The 19,290-nt window shown below is 36.4% G+C and carries 16 protein-coding genes; 8 read left to right on the top strand and 8 right to left on the bottom strand.

The features are described 5' to 3' along the window. Positions 1-46: 46 nt before the first annotated feature. The 7 genes from porL to FKR84_RS04000 form a co-directional block, all read right to left on the bottom strand. Positions 47-688, bottom strand: coding sequence for a type IX secretion system motor protein PorL/GldL (gene porL / locus FKR84_RS04030; protein ID WP_141420917.1), 642 nt, complete (start codon positions 686-688; stop codon positions 47-49). 64 nt (positions 689-752) lie between these two features. Continuing rightward, entirely contained in the window at positions 753-2,156 is a 1,404-nt protein-coding gene (gene porK / locus FKR84_RS04025; RefSeq protein ID WP_141420916.1) for a T9SS ring complex lipoprotein PorK/GldK, read from the bottom strand. A gap of 113 nt (positions 2,157-2,269) precedes the next feature. Then, the gene (locus FKR84_RS04020) at positions 2,270-3,436 is read right to left on the bottom strand and encodes a formimidoylglutamase (RefSeq protein ID WP_141420915.1); all 1,167 of its coding nucleotides are present in this window, start codon (positions 3,434-3,436) and stop codon (positions 2,270-2,272) included. Then, entirely contained in the window at positions 3,436-5,943 is a 2,508-nt protein-coding gene (gene topA / locus FKR84_RS04015; protein WP_141420914.1) for a type I DNA topoisomerase, read from the bottom strand. Before topA ends, FKR84_RS04020 begins: the two co-directional genes overlap by 1 nt. A 46-nt stretch (positions 5,944-5,989) precedes the next feature. Beyond that, complete coding sequence (locus FKR84_RS04010; RefSeq protein ID WP_141420913.1) at positions 5,990-6,229, bottom strand: hypothetical protein; 240 nt, start codon at positions 6,227-6,229, stop codon at positions 5,990-5,992. A gap of 366 nt (positions 6,230-6,595) precedes the next feature. Next, positions 6,596-6,826: a hypothetical protein gene (locus FKR84_RS04005; protein WP_141420912.1), complete on the bottom strand. Its 231-nt coding sequence runs from the start codon at positions 6,824-6,826 to the stop codon at positions 6,596-6,598. Between the two features lie 154 nt (positions 6,827-6,980). Further along, entirely contained in the window at positions 6,981-8,891 is a 1,911-nt protein-coding gene (locus tag FKR84_RS04000; RefSeq protein ID WP_233357658.1) for a BamA/TamA family outer membrane protein, read from the bottom strand. 253 nt (positions 8,892-9,144) lie between these two features. Here FKR84_RS04000 and miaB point away from each other — a divergent pair, with 253 nt between their 5' ends. The 8 genes from miaB (at position 9,145) to FKR84_RS03960 (ending at position 17,435) form a co-directional block, all read left to right on the top strand. Then, positions 9,145-10,590: a tRNA (N6-isopentenyl adenosine(37)-C2)-methylthiotransferase MiaB gene (miaB, locus tag FKR84_RS03995; RefSeq protein WP_141420911.1), complete on the top strand. Its 1,446-nt coding sequence runs from the start codon at positions 9,145-9,147 to the stop codon at positions 10,588-10,590. An 18-nt stretch (positions 10,591-10,608) separates the two neighbouring features. Continuing rightward, a complete protein-coding gene (locus FKR84_RS03990) occupies positions 10,609-11,871 on the top strand; it encodes a sigma-54 interaction domain-containing protein (RefSeq protein WP_141420910.1) in 1,263 nt (420 codons plus the stop codon). Continuing rightward, positions 11,871-12,383, top strand: coding sequence for an LptE family protein (locus tag FKR84_RS03985; protein WP_141420909.1), 513 nt, complete (start codon positions 11,871-11,873; stop codon positions 12,381-12,383). Before FKR84_RS03990 ends, FKR84_RS03985 begins: the two co-directional genes overlap by 1 nt. Beyond that, entirely contained in the window at positions 12,383-13,192 is an 810-nt protein-coding gene (locus FKR84_RS03980) for a hypothetical protein (protein ID WP_141420908.1), read from the top strand. Before FKR84_RS03985 ends, FKR84_RS03980 begins: the two co-directional genes overlap by 1 nt. 6 nt (positions 13,193-13,198) lie before the next feature. After that, positions 13,199-13,549 carry a preprotein translocase subunit SecG gene (gene secG / locus FKR84_RS03975; protein ID WP_141420907.1) on the top strand — a complete coding sequence of 117 codons (351 nt, stop codon included), beginning with the start codon at positions 13,199-13,201 and terminating at the stop codon, positions 13,547-13,549. Between the two features lie 150 nt (positions 13,550-13,699). Beyond that, positions 13,700-13,975 (top strand): co-chaperone GroES, encoded by a 276-nt coding sequence (locus tag FKR84_RS03970; RefSeq protein WP_141420906.1) that lies wholly within the window; start codon positions 13,700-13,702, stop codon positions 13,973-13,975. Positions 13,976-14,016: 41 nt separating this feature from the next. Then, positions 14,017-15,660, top strand: a complete 1,644-nt coding sequence (gene groL / locus FKR84_RS03965) for a chaperonin GroEL (RefSeq protein ID WP_141420905.1) — start codon at positions 14,017-14,019, stop codon at positions 15,658-15,660. 179 nt (positions 15,661-15,839) lie between these two features. Next, positions 15,840-17,435, top strand: a complete 1,596-nt coding sequence (locus FKR84_RS03960) for an ABC1 kinase family protein (protein ID WP_233357657.1) — start codon at positions 15,840-15,842, stop codon at positions 17,433-17,435. 4 nt (positions 17,436-17,439) lie between these two features. On the opposite strand, the gene FKR84_RS03955 is transcribed toward FKR84_RS03960, so the two are convergent. Beyond that, positions 17,440-19,275, bottom strand: coding sequence for a DUF4139 domain-containing protein (locus FKR84_RS03955; protein WP_141420903.1), 1,836 nt, complete (start codon positions 19,273-19,275; stop codon positions 17,440-17,442). Between the last annotated feature and the right edge of the window lie 15 nt (positions 19,276-19,290).

Genomic DNA, 19,290 nt, shown 5'->3' with positions numbered 1-19,290 from the left:
GTTTAGTTTTTTATTTATTTATAAAATTACTTGTTGTAAATATGGACTAGGCGTTAGGACGCATCGCTGTTAACATACCACCATAAACATTGTTAAGTGAAGAAAGGTTAGAAGTTAACGATTCCATTTCTTTATGTAATTTACCGGCGTTTTCTGCAACAGCTTTATTAACCTTAGCCTGCTCACTAGCAGATTCTACTTGTACTTTATACAAATTGTTTAAAGATTCCATTTGAGACGCAGCAAGACTTAATTCTTCGCTATATTTCTTTTGAGAAGCCATACCATCTACCGTCGGCTGAATATTTTTTGCAGCACCTTCAAAATTCTTGATACTATCTCCTAAACTAGCCATTAACGCACCATCTATCTTGGCTTCTTTTAACATTTTATCTAATTTCTTAGACAACATTCCTTCTGCTTCTTTAGGTTCTTCAGATTTAGCAGGTTTTGTTCTAGTTTGCCCTCCGGCTAACTCTGGGTAGACTAAAGACCAATCTAGTTCATTATCTGCTGGCTCAAAGGCAGAAATGGTAAAAACTAATGCTTCTGTTACCAACCCTAAGATAAGCATTTCGTTACCAAATGGCCAGTGCATAATTTTAAAAAGTGCACCTAGAATTACAACTGCCGCACCAAGGCCATATACCATATTCATTATTTTCTTTGATTTTTTAGCTTTTGCCATAATTTAAGTTTTAATTGTTTAAGTTAAGTTTGATTTATTTGAGTTAAGTTAATTACACTGTTAATTAGCGTCTAGGTTCATTTAGGGTTAAATCGTTTCCTAGGTAATCTTGTACAGTTCTAAAGCCAATGTAGCTTCTTGCAGAATCTGCATATTCATAATCTCTGGTACTTACTTCTAAGAAGTAGGCTACGTCTTTCCAAGAACCGCCACGCACTACTTTACGCGCATCATTTTCATTATTAACATTTGGGTTCATAGAAGAATAAAACTCATAAGAAGAAGGATCATATGAAGAATCCACCCATTCTGCAACATTCCCGGCCATATTATATAAACCGTAACCATTTGCTTCAAAAGATTCTGCCTCTACGGTATATAAAGCTTGATCTGCCGCATAATCCCCTCTCAACGGCTTAAAGTTTGCTAAAAAGCAACCTCTATCGTCTTTGGAGTAAGGACCTCCCCAAGGATAGGTAGCCGACTGCAATCCGCCTCGAGCGGCATATTCCCACTCTGCTTCCGATGGCAATCTATAGGTGTTTACATTATGCAAACCTCTTTCGCTTCTATCTGCATTATGGTAAAGTGTTCTCCAGTCACAAAAAGCTTTTGCTTGTTTCCAAGAAACCCCCACTACCGGATAATTATCATAAGCAGTATGCCAGAAGTAATCGTTGTGCATTGGCTCGTTATAAGAGTAGTTAAAATCCTTAATCCATACAGTAGTATCTGGATAAACTTCCACTTCCTCTTCTTGAATAAAGTCTGACCTTTTACCCTCTCCGCGTGCCGCAGCTTGAATATTCATGGTCTTATAGCTATACTTAAATTTAGTAACATCCATAAGACGCTGCCCATTATAAGACTCATCTGGCGGTAGATAAATTTCATCCATCACACGCACATAAGGCTCATCTGGATATTCAGAAGTTTTTGTAATAATTTCAGGATCCCAGTTTAAACGTTGATTTGTAGGATCAAAATGTATTGAGTACTGCTCGTAAGCAGATTGATTAGCATTTGGATCGTTAGGGTTAGCGTTATTATTGTTTGGGTCTGACCCTTTAAAAGCAAAATCTTGAATAGACGCGCCACTAGCACCACGTTGACCCGCTGGAGCCTGGGTTCCTCCGCCTCCGGCAAATTCTGCTTCTTCTGCCAACATTTGTCTAATGGTAGAATCTCTTACCCAGTTTACGAATTGTCTGTACTCACTATTGGTAACTTCGGTTTCATCCATATAAAAAGAACGAACAGTAACCGTTTTGGTTGGAGCATCTTTCAAACCAGCAACATCATCATCAGATTTACCCATGATAAATGAACCCCCCGGAACAATTGTCATTCCGTAAGGCTTTTCTGGATGCCATTTTTTACCTTCTACTCCAACAAGTTGCCCGCGGTCCCCCCCACCACAACTGGCTAGGAAAGAAGCTACAGCAACAATAACAAAAATTTTTCTCATAACTATAATAAGGTTAAGATAATCTTATTTAAAGGGCGTAAACCTATTTATTAATTTGTAAAAAAACAATTTTTTTATCAAAAATACCTAAGATCGTTTCTTTTTTAACTAATTTAAATTTCGTTTTTCATTTTAGCTTTAAACCATCTCTCAGGAATATTCTGATTGCAAGCTTCTAAATAATCTTCATAACTACAAGGCAATAACGTGTTTTTTCTTAACTTATTGTTAACAGTGTCAGAAAAAGGTATTTCTACCCACCATCTTCCAGAAAGTTCACTTTTATAAAAGCTTAGAATGTCGTCATTAATGGGGACCTTGTAAGTTATTAACGATTTTTTTGAAGAATTAACTTGCTGTTCATTTTTTCGATAATTTACTCCTTCAATAAAATACCATAAAATTTGGGAGAGCAACATAAAATTATTTTTCGAAAAATCCAAATTTTCTATATGATAAATACCAAACGAACTCACTTTGTCACTTATACCTGCATAGCGCGATATAGCGCATATCTCTCTATTATTAAAACCATTGGGAGAAGCAAAACTTCCTAAAATATTTTCAGAAGCTATGCTATTTACGTCTATAGCCACAAAATCTGCGTCTCGCAAAACGGGTTCTGCCAATTTTAAATTACCGGCTATATCACCTAATCTATAAGCTTCAAAAAAGAGTTTATCTATTAAATCTATTTCGCTTTGCGCGTTAAAATAGGTTTGATAACCTATGTTGGCATAATTAAATAAATTGTACGGTCTGTCTACAACCATCTTGCCTACGTAAGACTTACTATTAATGCTTTGCTCTGTATCGCCAAAGTCGAAACAGGCGTCTATATTGACAAAATTGACCATTCTGCCAAAATCATCATAGGCTCTGTATTGTGCATAAACCAAGTCTTGACTGCCGCCTAACATAATTGGCAAGATTTTACGGTTTATAAGGTAATTATTGAGTTTTTGAACCGCATAATAAGTATCTTCTACACTATCTCCGGGAGCAATATCTCCCAAATCTGCTATTTGAATATCCCAATTTCCAGCAAATAATTTATAAAATTCTTCGCGAAGTTTATCAAAATCAAACCTGGAATCGGTGTTTTTTACCGATTGTCTATTTTCTAAAACTCCGAAAATTGCAATGTTTACACCATCTAAATTTGGCAGGTCTTCTTCTGATGTATTAAAATGAGTTCGTTTGCCAAGTGTATCGGGATGTTGTTTTTGCGCTTCTTCAAAGATTTCCGATTTTACGGACTTTAAAAAATCAAATTCCATTAAGATTTCTTTTTAGAAGATTTTTTCTTTGCGGAAGCTTTTTTCTTGGTAGTTTTCTTTTTACCGGATTTCTTTTCCAGCAGTTCTTTTACTTCCGCCAAGGTTAATTTTTTAGCATCTACGGTTTTAGGTAATTCAACTTTTGTACGGCCTTTGGTTATTTTACTTCTCCCCCAACGGGTTTTTTCAACCTTTATGCCTTCTTCTTCCCAATGGTGAATTAACTTTTCGCGTTCTTTTTTCTTCTTATCTTCTATGAGTTCTACAATATCGTCTTCTGACAAGTTATCGAAATCATATTTCTTATTTACGTTTATAAAAATGTCGTTCCATTTTAGATAGGGACCAAATCTACCAACACCTTTTTGCACGTCTTTACCTTCGTAATTATAAATGGGCGCATCTGCCTTTTCTTTTGCTTTAATTAATTCTAAAGCTCTGTCTAAAGAAACATCTAAGGGGTCTTCTCCTTTATCTAAAGAAACGTATTTTTTACCATATTTTACATAGGGGCCGTAACGCCCATTATTTACCTCTACTTTTTCTCCTTTATATTCCCCAACCTCTTTAGGAAGTTTAAACAAATCCATCGCTTGTTCAAAAGTGATATTTGATAGAGTCTGATCTGGTCCTAAACTGGCAAATTGTGGTTTTTCTTCGTCTTCTACAGAACCTATTTGCACCATTGGACCAAATTTACCCAAGCGTGCGCTTACCGGTTTTCCGGTTTTGGGATCTTCTCCCAAAACGCGTTCGCCAACTTCTCGTTCTGCATTTTTTTCAACATCTTTTACCGTAGGATGAAACTCGTTATAAAACTCGTTCATCATTTTGGTCCACTTTTCATTTCCTTCTGCAATATCATCAAAATCTTGCTCTACTTTTGCGGTAAAATTATAATCAAGAATATTGCTAAAATGCTGCACTAAAAAGTCGTTAACCACCATTCCTACATCTGTTGGGATAAGTTTCCCTTTGTCTGCACCCACCATTTCTGTAAGTGTTTTTTCTGAAACTTTATCGGCTTTTAAAGTGAACTTTGCATATTTACGTTCTTTGCCTTCTACAGAACCTTTTTCTATATATTTTCTGTTTTGAATAGTAGAAATTGTTGGTGCATAAGTAGACGGGCGCCCAATACCAAGTTCTTCTAATTTTTTTACCAAAGAAGCTTCTGTATATCTGGACGGCGGTCTGGTAAATCGTTCTGTTGCAGTAATGTATCTATTTTTAAGCGCATCGTTTACCTTCATTTTCGGAAGTAATCCTGCTTGCTCTTCTTCCTCTTCATCTGTACTTTCTAGGTAAACTTTTAAAAAACCATCAAATTTTAAAATCTCTCCGTTAGCAGTAAATTGCTTGTTGTGTTTATCTGCTTCAATTTTTACATTGGTACGTTCTAATTGCGCATCGCTCATTTGCGAAGCAATGGCACGTTTCCAAATCAACTCATATAAACGCTGCTGATCGCGATCTGCCGGAACGCTGTGGTTTTCAAAATGCGTAGGCCGAATAGCTTCGTGTGCTTCTTGCGCGCCTTTTGACTTACCTTTATAATTTCTGGCTTTTAAATATTTTTCGCCGTAAGCGGAATTAATTTCGTGTGCAGCTCCTTGCTTTGCCTGATCGGAAAGGTTTACACTATCTGTTCTCATATAAGTAATATGACCAGCTTCGTATAGCCGTTGTGCCATTGTCATGGTTTTACTTACGGAAAAGTATAATTTTCTGGCTGCTTCTTGCTGTAAAGTAGAAGTTGTAAATGGCGGCGCAGGCGTCTTTTTTGCAGGTTTTTTAGTTAAATCTGCTACTGTATAACTGGCACCAATATTTTGTTGCAGAAACTCTTCTGCCTCTTTTTTGGTTTTAAAATTTTTAGGAATTTTTGCTTTAAAGCTTTTTCCTTCTTGTGTAGAAAACTCGGCATCTATTCTATAACTGCCAGTCGTCTCAAAATCTAGAATTTGACGCTCACGCTCTACAATAAGCCGCACCGAAACAGATTGCACCCGCCCGGCAGAAAGACCGCCTTTTACCTTACGCCATAATACCGGAGAAAGCTCATAGCCAACCAATCGGTCTAAAACGCGTCTGGCTTGTTGCGCATTTACCAAATTATAATCTATCTCTCGCGGATTTTCTATCGCTTTTAAAATAGCTTTTTTGGTAATTTCGTGAAAAACAATACGTTTAGTTTTGTCTTTGGCTAGATTTAACTCTTCTGCCAAGTGCCAAGCAATAGCCTCTCCTTCTCTATCTTCATCACTCGCCAACCAAACGGTTTCCATTTTAGAAGCCAATTTTCGCAATTTGCTTACGACATCTTTTTTGTCTTTGCTAACAACGTATTTAGGTTTAAAATCTTTTTCTACATCTACGCCCAATTCTTTGGTGGGTAAATCTGCTATATGCCCAAAACTGGAAGCTACTTTATAGTCTTTACCCAAAAACTTTTCGATGGTTTTTGCTTTTGCCGGTGACTCTACTATCACTAAATTCTTCGCCATACTTCAAAATATTTGTGAGTGCAAAAGTATATGAAATTTTTGATTTCTATTTTTTTAATATAAAAATCGTGTCAGTTTTCACCAATTCTACCTTATTAATGTAGCTCTTGTCGTAAGCAGCACGCAGCTTTTTATATTTTTTATTTTCTTTTGTTGGCGCATAAGAAGCAATGAATTCGCGAAATCTATCTGCCAAATCATTCTTTTGTTTATTGGGAAGCCTATTAGCGTGAATTATAATTAAGGCCGGATTTTTATCGGTGTTTTTAGCGAGCGTTTCTATCATAAACAGTTTTTCATACCATTCGCATTTTATAGGTTGTGTAAATTTAGTGGTATATTTTGGAGACAATTTAAAATTACCGCTGTCATTAATGTAATAACCTCAGTTCGATCTAAGCTTTTTAACTGAAAAATTTATTAATCGATAGGAAGCTTGCACTTAAAGAAGCTTTGTTCATTTTCTTTGCTCGTCCAAAGAAAACGAACCAAAAGAAAAGACGCTTTTTCTTAGGTATTTTTTCGCTTATAGCGAAAAACCGCTAAGCCTTTCCTAAATTTTTTCCAAGGCTTCAAAAATTCTTTACGGAAAAGCTTAGCTATACTGAAGAAAAAGAACTAAAAGATCCTAAATTGTTATATCAAATTCACGTTAATACTTATGCGCTATAGTTTCCGTAAAGTCGTATACAGAAATAGCCTCTATATCTTTTTTCTTTACGGAATTTAAACCTGAATAATCACGTACATAAAGCTGCAAAAACCTATTATGGTTGTAAACCTCTTTGGGCAAAGAAAATAATTTTTGCACTTCTGACGGACTAATATCTTGCAATAAAACGGTGGTAAACCTTAACAGATTATCATTTTTATCCCATTGCACCAACTAACTTTCTATATAATAATTTGCTGTTTTATCCTGCCTTTGCGGAAAACAAGTTAAACCAACAAAAAAGCATATATATACAAATGGTTTCATACCCAAAAGATAAGAAAAAAATAAGATTGTAGTTAACCAGCAGCAATTTTATAGAAGCCTACTCATAAATCACCGGCCGGGGCTCATCAAATTTAAAACCCTGAAAACCAAAATCTTCACTTCTAAAGTTATTTACAGAAAAAATATTTCGGCCTTGACCGGGCATAGAAGGGTAAAAAGAAAACGAAAGCTGAAAAGAATCGAACACCAAATAATCGTTACGAATAATAAACCCTGCTCCGTAGGAAGAATACAATTTATTGCTCGCATAGCTATGTTCGCCGCCGGTTAACACACCAAAACTTGCATGTACAAAAGGATTAAACCGAAATCCTAAAAAATTCCACGGTGAGTAAAATTGCGTCTGAAAATCTACTACATATTTCTTTGTACCAGTTGCCTCGCTTCTAAAGCCATTAATATTACCGTTTCTATAATCTACGTATTTATGTTTGTTATAATAGTCTACATACTCATAACTATTTACGCCAGTAAAATAAGCACTTTCGTTAAGCCCTAAACGATCTCCTATAGAGTTTAGCCTGTTAAAACCAAGCACAATTTGCGGTTTTACAAACTGGCGCATTTTCCAGCCGCGACCTAAATCTAAAAGATTGCTAAAGTAATTTGCTTTAACGCTAAGGGTGGTTTGCTCGGGTTGTGTAGCTTCAAAAAAACTACCCAATTCTATATTTCCGCTTAAAAAACCCCAATCAAAATAATTACCATACGAAGCTCGCACCCCCATATATAACCGGTTGTTTTGGTTTTTGCGTTGCACCCCGGTAGTAAATGTATAAAGACTACCAATTGGCACATCTTCTGTTTCGCCATCTCTAAAAATAAATCGGTCTTTTACAAATTGTCGAGACGCCAAACCAAGGCTGGCCAAATAAAAACGCTCGTCTGAAAAGTAATTAATCTCGTCATACTCCGGAGCCGGCGACTCATCATAATTCAGAAAAAAAGAGCGTAAACCTACTATTAAATTGGTGCTGCGTTCTTGTTTAGATTTTCCTTCAAAAATTTTAAAAGAATAAGCTGCCCAATAATCGTGGTACAAAAATTTAAAATCTTGGTTAACAAACTCAGCATCCCCATTAGGAAAAAGCCGGTGTAAAAAGCGGTTTTGCACAAAAGCTCCACCCGCCCAACGCGCCAATGGCGAGTAAAACTCACGGTTTATAGCAAAAAAATGATCGTAATAACTGTCTACATCGTAGGCATATTTTCCGGTAGCGTTAACAAACGAATTCTGAATATTGGGTATGGTATAAATCATTTCGTAACCGGTATTGCCATCTTGGTACCGCTTGGCGTAGCGTAAATTTAAGCGATGGCCGGTACCAAAAAAATTACGTTCGCGCAGACCTAATCTTGTACGAGAATCAGAAAAACTTCCTTTAGGAATAAGACTCCAAGAATCTAAAACCTCTACGAGAATATCTAAAGAATCGCTGTTTGGACCAATTGGCTTAGGAAAAACCCCCACTCTACGAATGTAATCTTGCTTTCTTAAAAGCCTGGCGGTTTCCTGTATTAATAATGTATCTAAAGTCTGTCCTTTTTCTATCAAAAGGTATTTACGAATAGCCATATCTTTAGATTTGATATGAATATGGTTTCCAGTCTTTTCTAACCATTTGGTAGGTTTCTCTGTAGTATCGTTAATAGAATAACCAAAAGGATCTTTGGTTTTTATAATAACATTTCTAATAACTTTTCCGGAGTAAGGTGTGTAATCGGGACTTGGAGCGGCCTTCTCGTGTTTATTTTTCTTAGGCTCTTTCCCTCTAAAAATCCATTGGTGTAAAACTTCGGTTAGTTTTCTTTTTTGTGAGTAGTTTTCTATTTTTTCATAAAAACCAATACTATCCTGTTTGGTGCTGTCTGACTTTTTTTTGTCTTCCTGCCCAAAACTTTTTCCGCAAAAGCATATCACCAATAAAACAACTATAAATTCCTTCAAGATTATATTTTAAATGCCCTATGCTCTTCCGTAAAAAACCCAAAAAACACAAAATTCTTTTTAAATAGATAAAGCAATCTTTAGAACGCCAAAACTATAAAAAATAAAGGCGTGAAAAACTTAAGGTATTTTTAAAATTTTCTTTACGGAAGTGGTTCTTGCTTTTTAATTTAAAATCTTCATGCTGTCAGTTTGTCAGCAATTCATTTTACTTGTATATTTGCGCTTTAAATTAGTTAGTACAAATAGGATTATGGAGAAGGTTATTGACGAAAGCAAACAAGGCGAATCTCTTGTTTTAGAAGAAAATAAAGCCAATACAAAAAAATTATTTATAGAAAGTTACGGTTGTCAAATGAACTTTAGCGATAGCGAGATTGTTGCTTCTATTTTGGCCAAAGAAGGTTTTAACACTACGCAAAAGCTAGATGAAGCAGATTTGGTTTTGGTAAACACTTGTTCTATTCGCGAAAAAGCAGAACAAACCGTTCGTAAACGTTTAGAAAAATACAATGCCGTAAAAAGACACAACCCAAAAATGAAAGTTGGCGTTTTGGGCTGTATGGCAGAACGTCTAAAAAGTAAATTTTTAGAAGAAGAAAAAATAGTAGACTTGGTTGTTGGCCCAGATGCTTATAAAGATTTACCAAATTTAATTAGCGAAGTAGAAGATGGCCGTAATGCCGTAAACGTTATACTTTCTAAAGAAGAAACCTATGGCGATATTTCGCCGGTGCGTTTACAAAGCAATGGTGTAACTGCTTTTGTTTCTATTACCCGCGGTTGCGATAATATGTGTACATTTTGTGTGGTACCTTTTACACGTGGCCGAGAACGCAGTAGAGATCCGCTAAGTATTGTAAAAGAAGTAAACGATTTGGCTGCAAAAGGTTTTAAAGAAATTACTTTGTTAGGTCAAAATGTAGATTCTTATTTATGGTATGGCGGCGGACTTAAAAAAGATTTTGCCAAAGCTACCGAAATGCAAAAAGCAACTGCAGTAAATTTTGCCAATCTGTTAGATATGGTAGCAAAAGCGCAACCAAAAATGCGTATACGTTTCTCTACGTCCAATCCGCAAGATATGACGCTAGACGTTATAGAAACTATGGCTAAACATAAAAACATCTGTAAATACGTACATTTACCGGTGCAAAGCGGTAGCGATCGCATTTTGAAAAAGATGAACCGTTTGCACACGCGAGCAGAATATTTTGAGTTGATAGATAACATTCGCAAAATATTACCAGAATGTGCAATCTCGCAAGATATGATGACCGGTTTTCCTACAGAAACAGAAGAAGACCATCAAGACACGCTTTCTTTAATGGAATATGTAAAATATGACTTTGGGTTTATGTTTGCATATTCAGAAAGACCGGGAACATCGGCAGAAAGAAAAATGGAAGACGATGTACCCGAAGAAGTTAAAAAACGCAGATTGCAAGAGGTTATTCAGTTACAACGAGAACATTCGGCTTACCGTACGCAACAACATCTTGGTAAAATAGAGGAAATCTTAATAGAGAAAGAATCTAAGAAATCTGACCAAGAATGGAGCGGTAGAAACACGCAAAATACAATGGTGGTTTTCCCTAAAGGGAAGTATAAAGTTGGTGATTTTGTAAATGTAAAAATAACAGATTGTACCAGTGCGACTTTAATGGGAGAAGCCGTAGGATATTCAGATAACAACTAAGCAATTTAAGGTTTACTTATGGAGTCTTTACAAGCTATAAAGCAACGATTTGAAATTATTGGCAACGATCCGGGTTTAAACCGCGCCATAGAAAAAGCCATACAAGTTGCGCCTACAGATATTTCTGTTTTGGTAACCGGCGAGAGTGGCGTAGGAAAAGAAAGTCTTCCTAAAATTATACACTCTCTTTCTCACCGCAAGCACGGCAAATATATTGCCGTAAACTGTGGCGCAATTCCCGAAGGCACAATAGACAGTGAACTTTTTGGGCATGAAAAAGGTGCTTTTACCGGCGCCACCCAAACGCGTAGTGGCTATTTTGAAGTTGCAGATGGCGGCACTATTTTTTTAGACGAAGTTGGCGAGTTACCACTCACCACCCAAGTACGTTTATTGCGTGTGCTAGAAAACGGCGAGTTTATAAAAGTTGGTTCTTCTAAAGTGCAAAAAACCAACGTGCGTATTGTAGCGGCTACCAACGTAAATATGTTTGAAGCCATAAAAAAAGAGAAATTTCGAGAAGATTTATATTATCGCCTTAGCACAGTAGAGATTCATTTGCCACCGCTTCGGGAAAGAAAAGAAGATATACATTTATTGTTTAGGAAGTTTTCCTCAGACTTTGCTTTAAAATATAAAATGCCGTCCATTCGCTTAGAAGAAGGCGCTAAAGAATTGCTTTTAAAATACCGGTGGACCGGAAATGTACGCCAGTTGCGCAATATTGCCGAGCAGATTTCGGTGTTAGAAAAAGAGCGCAGCATTTCTAAAGAAACCTTGTCTGGTTATTTACCAGAAATGGGCAGCAACCTCCCTGCAGTAGTAAAAGAGCAGAAAAAAGAAAGCGATTTTGCTAACGAACGTGAAATCTTGTACAAGGTTCTTTTTGATATGAAAAACGATTTGAACGATTTAAAAAACCTGACGTTAAAATTGATTCAAAGCGGTAATTTGGAAGAAGCACAAGAAGACCACCAATCCTTAATCAATAAAATTTACGGCGACGACAAAGAGCAAGAAAACTTTGAAGAAGAGCTGGATGAAAAAATGGAAGTACTGCAAATTCCTGAAAAAAACCTGCACGAAAACAAAGAAACTACAGATAAATATAGCTTTGCGGAAGATATTGAAGAAGAAGAAACCTTGTCTTTACAAGATAAAGAGTTAGAGCTTATTAAAAAATCTTTAGAACGTCACGATGGCAAACGAAAAGCTGCCGCAGACGAATTAGGCATAAGCGAACGCACCCTTTACCGAAAAATAAAACAATACGACTTGTAATGGCTAAGCTAAAATTAAAAATTATAGTATTTGTTGCGCCCTTGTTTTTGCTTTTAAGCAGTTGCGGTGTTTATTCTTTATCGGGAGCAGATATAGGAAATGCAAAAACCTTTCAAGTTAATTATTTCCGTAACAACGCAGATATTGTAGAGCCGGGGATAGACAGAACCTTTACTTTAGAATTGCAAGATTTAATACAAAGTCAAACCAGTTTAGGTCTTACCAATCAAAATGGCGATTTGGTTTACGAAGGCGAAATTACACGATACTATATTGCTCCAATGACAGCCACAGCAGACAGTCAAGCAGCGCAAAACCGCCTAACTATAGCTATAAATGTGCGTTTTTATAACAACTTAGATCCTGAGAAAGATTTTGAACAACGTTTCTCTCACTATTACGATTATCCTGCTACACAACAATTGGTTGGCGGCACTTTAGACACGGCATTGGAAGAAATTTATTCTAAAATAACCCAAGAGATTTTTAATAAATCCTTAACCGGCTGGTAATGAACAAGGAAGCATTTCTATCTATATTATCGCAAAACAGCAGTTTGGATGCAGAGCAAACCAACGAGCTGGATACTTTGGTAGAAGCTTACCCCTATTTTCAAGCAGCGCGAGCAATGCAATTAAAAGGCATTAAAATGCACCGTTCTTTTTCTTATAATCAAGCTTTAAAAGTAACCGCTGCCCATACTACAGACCGCGCCGTTTTGTTTGATTTTATCACTTCTAAAGAGTTTACCCAACAAAGCATAGCAAAGCAAATTACCAATAATCATTTTTCTGAAAAAGCGCAGGAAAATGAGATTGCCATGAACGCTCAGGAAGCAAATAAAATTTTAGATCCCAATTTATTTTCGCCGGCAATAAAAGAAGAAACAAATAAAGAAAACCGTAAGGAGGATAAAAATTCTGCTATTGGTGCGCCTTTAGAATTCGATAAAAAAGAAGAACACTCTTTTGCCCAGTGGTTGCAACTAACTAAAGTAAAACCCTTGGCGGAAGAAAAGGAAGCTATTTCTCCAAAAAACTCCGATAAGAAAAAAGACGAAAATTTTGATTTAATCGATAATTTTATTGCAAACAATCCAAAAATAAAACCGTCTAAAGAAAAAACTTTTCCTCCGGTTTCTTTAGAGAAAAACCAACCTAGCCAAGAGTTAATGACCGAAACTTTGGCGCGGGTATATTTAGAACAGAAAAATTATGAGAAAGCAATTCAAGCTTATAACATATTAATTTTGAAAAATCCCGAAAAAAGTAGTTTATTTGCAGACCAAATCCGCGCAATTAAAAAATTGCAAGAAAAATAAAAGTTAATGAGTACGTTTACAATATTTTTAGTTCTTATCGTTATCGTAGCATTTTTGCTGGTAGTAGTTATTATGGTACAAAACCCTAAAGGTGGTGGCTTGTCTTCTTCTTTTGGTGGCGGAGGCACACAGCAAATGGGTGGTGTAAAGAAAACAACAGATTTCTTAGATAAAAGTACATGGACCTTAGCTACTGTGTTATTGGTTTTAATCTTACTTTCTAACGTAGCTATTATGGATGGAGGCGCAACCCGCGAATCTAGAATTATAGACGAAAACACACCAACCACTTTACCAGAAACCAATACACAAAACTTACCGCCGGCCACTACTACAGAAGGTCAAGAAAGCGAGTAAAACTAGCTTTTGCTTAAAAAATAACATGCCAACTTGCAGTGACAAGTTGGCATTTTTTATTTGTAATCTGGCAGAAAAACAGCAATGGCATACTTTTCGAAATACCCAAGAAGACTATTAAAAATAATATTAATTAAAATACACACACAAATGGGATTAAATTTTAAACCTTTAGCCGACAGAGTTGTGGTAGAGCCAGAAGCAGCAGAAACCAAAACCGCTTCGGGAATCTACATTCCGGATTCTGCCAAAGAGAAACCTCAACACGGAAAAGTAGTTGCCGCTGGTAAAGGCACCAAAAAACATGATATGACCGTAAAAGAAGGAGATAAAGTGCTTTACGGAAAATTCTCTGGTACAGAATTAAAATTAGACGGAAAGGATTACTTAATCATGCGAGAAGACGAAATCTTAGGAATACTATAAGTCGACTCCACAACAATTCACTAAACTAAAAAAATAAAATTATGGCAAAAGATATAAAATTTGATATAGAAGCACGCGACGGCATTAAACGCGGTGTAGACGCCTTAGCCAACGCAGTAAAAGTTACTTTAGGCCCACGCGGCAGAAACGTTATTATTAGCAAATCTTTTGGAGCTCCTGTAGTTACCAAAGATGGGGTTTCTGTAGCAAAAGAAATAGAGCTAGAAGACAAGTTAGAAAATATGGGAGCGCAAATGGTAAAAGAAGTAGCTTCCAAAACCAACGATTTGGCCGGTGACGGTACTACAACTGCAACCGTTTTGGCGCAAGCAATTGTAAAAGAAGGCTTAAAAAACGTTGCAGCGGGTGCTAACCCAATGGAACTTAAAAAAGGAATAGATAAAGCAGTTATAGCTATTACCAAAGAACTAGAAAAGCAAACCAAAGAAGTAGGGAGTTCTTCAGAACAAATTAAGCAAGTAGCTTCTATCTCTGCCAATAACGACGAAGTAATTGGCGACCTAATTGCACAAGCTTTTGGAAAAGTTGGTAAAGAAGGAGTTATTACTGTAGAGGAAGCTAAAGGAACAGAAACCTATGTAGATGTTGTAGAAGGAATGCAGTTTGACAGAGGTTACCTTTCTCCTTATTTTGTTACTGATAGCGAAAAAATGACAACAGATTTGGAGAATCCTTACATTTTGATTTTCGATAAGAAAATCTCTACAATGAAGGATTTAATGCCAATTTTAGAGCCGGTTGCACAAAGCGGAAAACCCTTACTAATTGTTGCAGAAGACGTAGACGGCGAAGCTTTAGCTACTTTGGTGGTAAATAAACTAAGAGGTTCTTTAAAAATTGCTGCTGTTAAAGCGCCAGGCTTTGGAGACCGCAGAAAAGCAATGTTAGAAGATATTGCAATCTTAACCGGTGGTACCGTAATCTCTGAAGAACGAGGCTTTACTTTAGAAAATGCTACCATAGACCAGTTAGGAACTGCAGAAAAAGTGAGCATAGATAAAGATAATACAACGGTTGTAAACGGCGCTGGAGATGATGATAGCATCAAAGCTCGCATTAACCAGATAAAAGCACAAATAGAAAGTACAACTTCAGATTATGACAAAGAGAAGTTGCAAGAGCGTTTAGCCAAGTTGGCTGGCGGGGTTGCCGTACTTTATGTTGGTGCTGCTTCTGAAGTAGAAATGAAAGAGAAAAAAGATCGTGTAGACGATGCACTTCACGCTACAAGAGCTGCCGTAGAAGAAGGTATTGTTGCAGGTGGTGGTGTAGCTTTAGTACGCGCAATTGCTGTTTTAGAAAAACTAAAAGCAGACAATAACGATGAAGCTACCGGAATACAAATTGTAAGTCGTGCTATAGAAGCACCGCTTAGAATTATTGTAGAAAACGCAGGTGGCGAAGGTTCTGTGGTTATTAACAAAGTACTAGAAGGTAAAAAAGGTTTTGGCTACGATGCTAAAAGCGAAACTTACGTAGACTTGTTAAAAGCTGGTATTATAGACCCTAAAAAAGTTACCAGAATTGCTTTAGAAAACGCAGCTTCTGTTTCCGGAATGATTTTAACCACAGAATGTGCGTTAATAGACTTACCGGAAGAAGATAACGCCGGCGGCGGCGGAATGCCACAAGGAATGGGTGGCGGAATGCCCGGAATGATGTAAACCAAATTAATTTAGTTTACCAATTAGTAGTAGCCTCGCTCTTTGCAGCGAGGCTTTTTTTGTACTATTTTAAGAAGATAATAGCAATTTTGAGCCTAAAAATTATATACCTTTAAATTTCGTAAACTAAGTCTATGGAAATTTCTAATTTATCACGCTACCAAAAATTTTTTCAATTCATGCTAAAATATTGGAATAGCGATCTTATGAAACAGACCGCCAACCAAGCAATGGATAATGCTAACGAAGAAGAGCTGGAAGAATTTAACCACAGTCCAAAAGAGTTGGTAGACGATTTAAAAAGTATGGGGCCTACTTATGTCAAATTAGGTCAACTTCTATCTACACGGCCAGATTTATTACCCAATGCATATTTAGAAGCTTTAGCAGATTTGCAAGACGATGTAGAAGCAATTCCATACGAAGAAATACACGAAATTGTGGAAGACGAGATAGGCACTCGTATTTCTAAAGCTTTTGAGAGTTTTGAGAAAGAACCCATGGCTTCTGCATCAATAGGTCAAGTGCATCAGGCAGTTCTTATCTCCGGTAAAAAAGTAGCGGTAAAAATTAGGCGTCCCGGTGTAAAAGAGCAATTTCTAAACGATTTAGATACGCTGAAAGAAATTATAGAGATGGCCGTAAAACACTCTAAAGTAATAAAACAATATGCTTTTGACGATATTTTAGAAGAATTGCGGCACGTCTTAATTCAAGAGCTCGATTATGAAAATGAAGCAAAAAACCTTTCGCGTTTACGCAGCAATTTATCAGAGTTTGAAAAACTGAAAGTGCCAAAACCTATACCCGATTATTCTTCGCAACAAGTGCTTACTATGGAGTTCATAGAAGGCATAAAAGTTACAGATATTTCTCCTTTACGGAAACTGGAAGAAGATTATTCTATCTTGGTAGACAATCTGGTAGAAGCTTATTTAAAGCAAATTATAGAAGACGGTTTTGTACACGCAGATCCGCATCCCGGTAACATTAGACTTACCAAAGACGGCAAGCTTGCTTTGATAGATTTAGGAATGGCGGCCAAACTTACCCCTAAAATGAGAAATTTCTTGTTAGAACTTCTTCTTGGTATTAGTCAGCTTAACGGCGAAAAAACAGCCAATACGCTCCTAAAAATGAGCGAAAAGAAAGAAGATGCAGATATCGCGGTTTTTGAAAAGAAAATTAGCAGAGTTTTATTGGAAAGCGATAATTATGAAGCGCAAGATTTAAAAACCGGTAGGTTAATAATACAGATGAATCATTTTGCCGTAACCAACAATATTCACCTTCCGGTGGAAATAAACATACTGGGAAAAGTTTTAATGAATATCGACCAGATTATTGCTGCTTTAGACCCTCATTACGATTTGCACGAAGCTATAAAGCGCCATACCAAAAAAATAATGCAACGCAGAATGTGGCAGGAGTTAAAATCTGAAGATCTTTTTGGGGTGCTTTTAGAATTAAAACGTCTGGGCGAAAACTTACCACAGCGTGTAAACCAAATAACCAAAAATCTGGCAGAGAATTCTTTTAAAATGGAAATTGATGCCTTAGACGAGCGCCAACTTACACAAGGTTTTCAAAAAGTTGCCAACCGCATTACATTAGGATTAATTATAGCATCTATGATAATTGGTGCCGCAATGCTAATGCAAGTTCCTACAGATTTTAGCATTTTTGGTTACCCCGGGCTAGCAATATTATTATTTTTATTGGCTGCCGTAGGCGGAATTTATTTGAGTATTGTAATCATTTTTAAAGACAAATAAGGCTTTAATCTAAGTTGATGGTTTTTCCTTTAGGATAGTTTACTTGATAAGAAAATTTTTTATCGGTTTGTTCTAAAGCTCCTATTTTTAACTCCCAAGTTAGAATACCGGTATCTTTGTTTAATTCGGCTTGACCGTAATCTATATCTTCAATAGAAATCGCGTCATTTTGCGAAACCGGAATACGGTCTATAAGTTTCAAATTTATAGGTCTATTTTTTTGATTGTTAATTTTAAGCGTATAATTTCGGTTAACTTTTAAGGTGTTTCCAAAAAAGCTTTTATCTTTTTTATTATTAACGCGCGTGCGCTCTACTATAATACTAGGGTCTACACCAAGACTAAGCTGCAATTTACTTTCTGCCAAACGCGGGTCTAAAAACACCTTGCCGGCATAACTGCCATCAAAATAAATATTAGCATCTCCCGGCAACATGTCGTATTGTTCATAATCTTCTACACTGGCGGTTAAATAAACTTCCGGGTTAACCAAAGGAGCACTGAAATGTTGATATTTTGCAGGAATTTCGAATTGATCTATATTTATAATCTGAGTTTCAGAACTGGAAGTAATAGTATAAGGTTTCGAAATCTCAAAAAGAACTTGCGATAGAGCAATATCTTTTTTTACTTCAGGCTGCCTGATATATTCTGCGTCTTCTTTATATCTGCTATCGGCCAAGGCAGAAACAACCACTTCTTCTAAAGCTGCTCCAGAGCTTAGACTAACGTTTATCTGACTGCTATAAATGGGTACAACTTTGGTGTCAAAACCAACAGAACTAAAAGACAATTTTCTTCCGTTAGGAATTTCTAAGCTATAATTCCCGTCAAAATCTGTTTGGGTGCCTACTCTGGTATTTTGTATTATTACATTTACACCCGGCAACGGCATGCCACTTTTGTCTGTAACTTTTCCTCTTACAAAATCTACTCCCGGATTATAGCGGTATTTAGGTTGTGACTTGTAATTTGGTTTGCTGTAGTTATACCGTACAAAGTTTAAGTAATGCGGCTTAACTTCTGGTTTTTGATTAGAGAGGTTAGGATTTCCCGTAGAAAGGGTAATTTTTACTGTTTCCCAATCTTGGCCCGTAGCTTGATAAACATTTGCTTTATAGTCAAATTGAAGATTAGAATTAAGATTTTCAGACTTAATTTCATAACTTGGGTACCAACCTGCATTGTTTACCACATAGCTTATTTCTAAAGTTGCTGTTTGTGCATTTGGTGCTTCTAACTCTAAAATAATTTCTCCTGTGGGTTTTTCGGCATCTGCTTTGGCAGTACTTATTTGTTTTTTTAAGTTCTGAATATTCTTTGAGAGTTGTTCTAAAGCTATTTTTAAATCGTATTGTTTGGTTTTTACACTGGTGGTTTTATTTCGGTAAAAAACCGTATAAGCCTCTAATTGATTTACACTTAAATTTTGTTTTTCGTTGTTAACGTGTTTATTAGCTTCTAGCAAAGAAAGTTCTTTTTCTAAACCATCTTTTTCAAACTCAAGTACTGCTTTTTCTCTGTTTAGTTTATCCAGCTGCTGCTGAAAATTCTTTAATGGGGTAGAAATGTCTTTGTTTTCTATATAATTAGTTTGAAAACTGACAGAATGTAGGTTTAATTTGCCTAAACCTTTAACTTGTATACTCGCGGGGTCAACTTCAGAAGAGATCTGCTTAAAAACGACTTGTGTTCTACCGGCTTTTAAATGAAAGTTACTAGTGGCGTGTATTTGTGCTTTTTCTAAATAAAGCGTTACTTTTTTGGGAGTAATCTTAGGCTCTATAGAACCGGCCAAAACATAGAAAGGGAGCAAAAATAAAATATAAGCGATGCGCATAAATTTAGTTTTGCT

The organism is Haloflavibacter putidus, from assembly GCF_006546625.1.
Classification (GTDB): domain Bacteria; phylum Bacteroidota; class Bacteroidia; order Flavobacteriales; family Flavobacteriaceae; genus Mesonia; species Mesonia putida.
The sequence above is the reverse complement of the archived record's forward strand: the minus strand, read 5'-3'. Positions and strand labels throughout refer to the sequence as shown.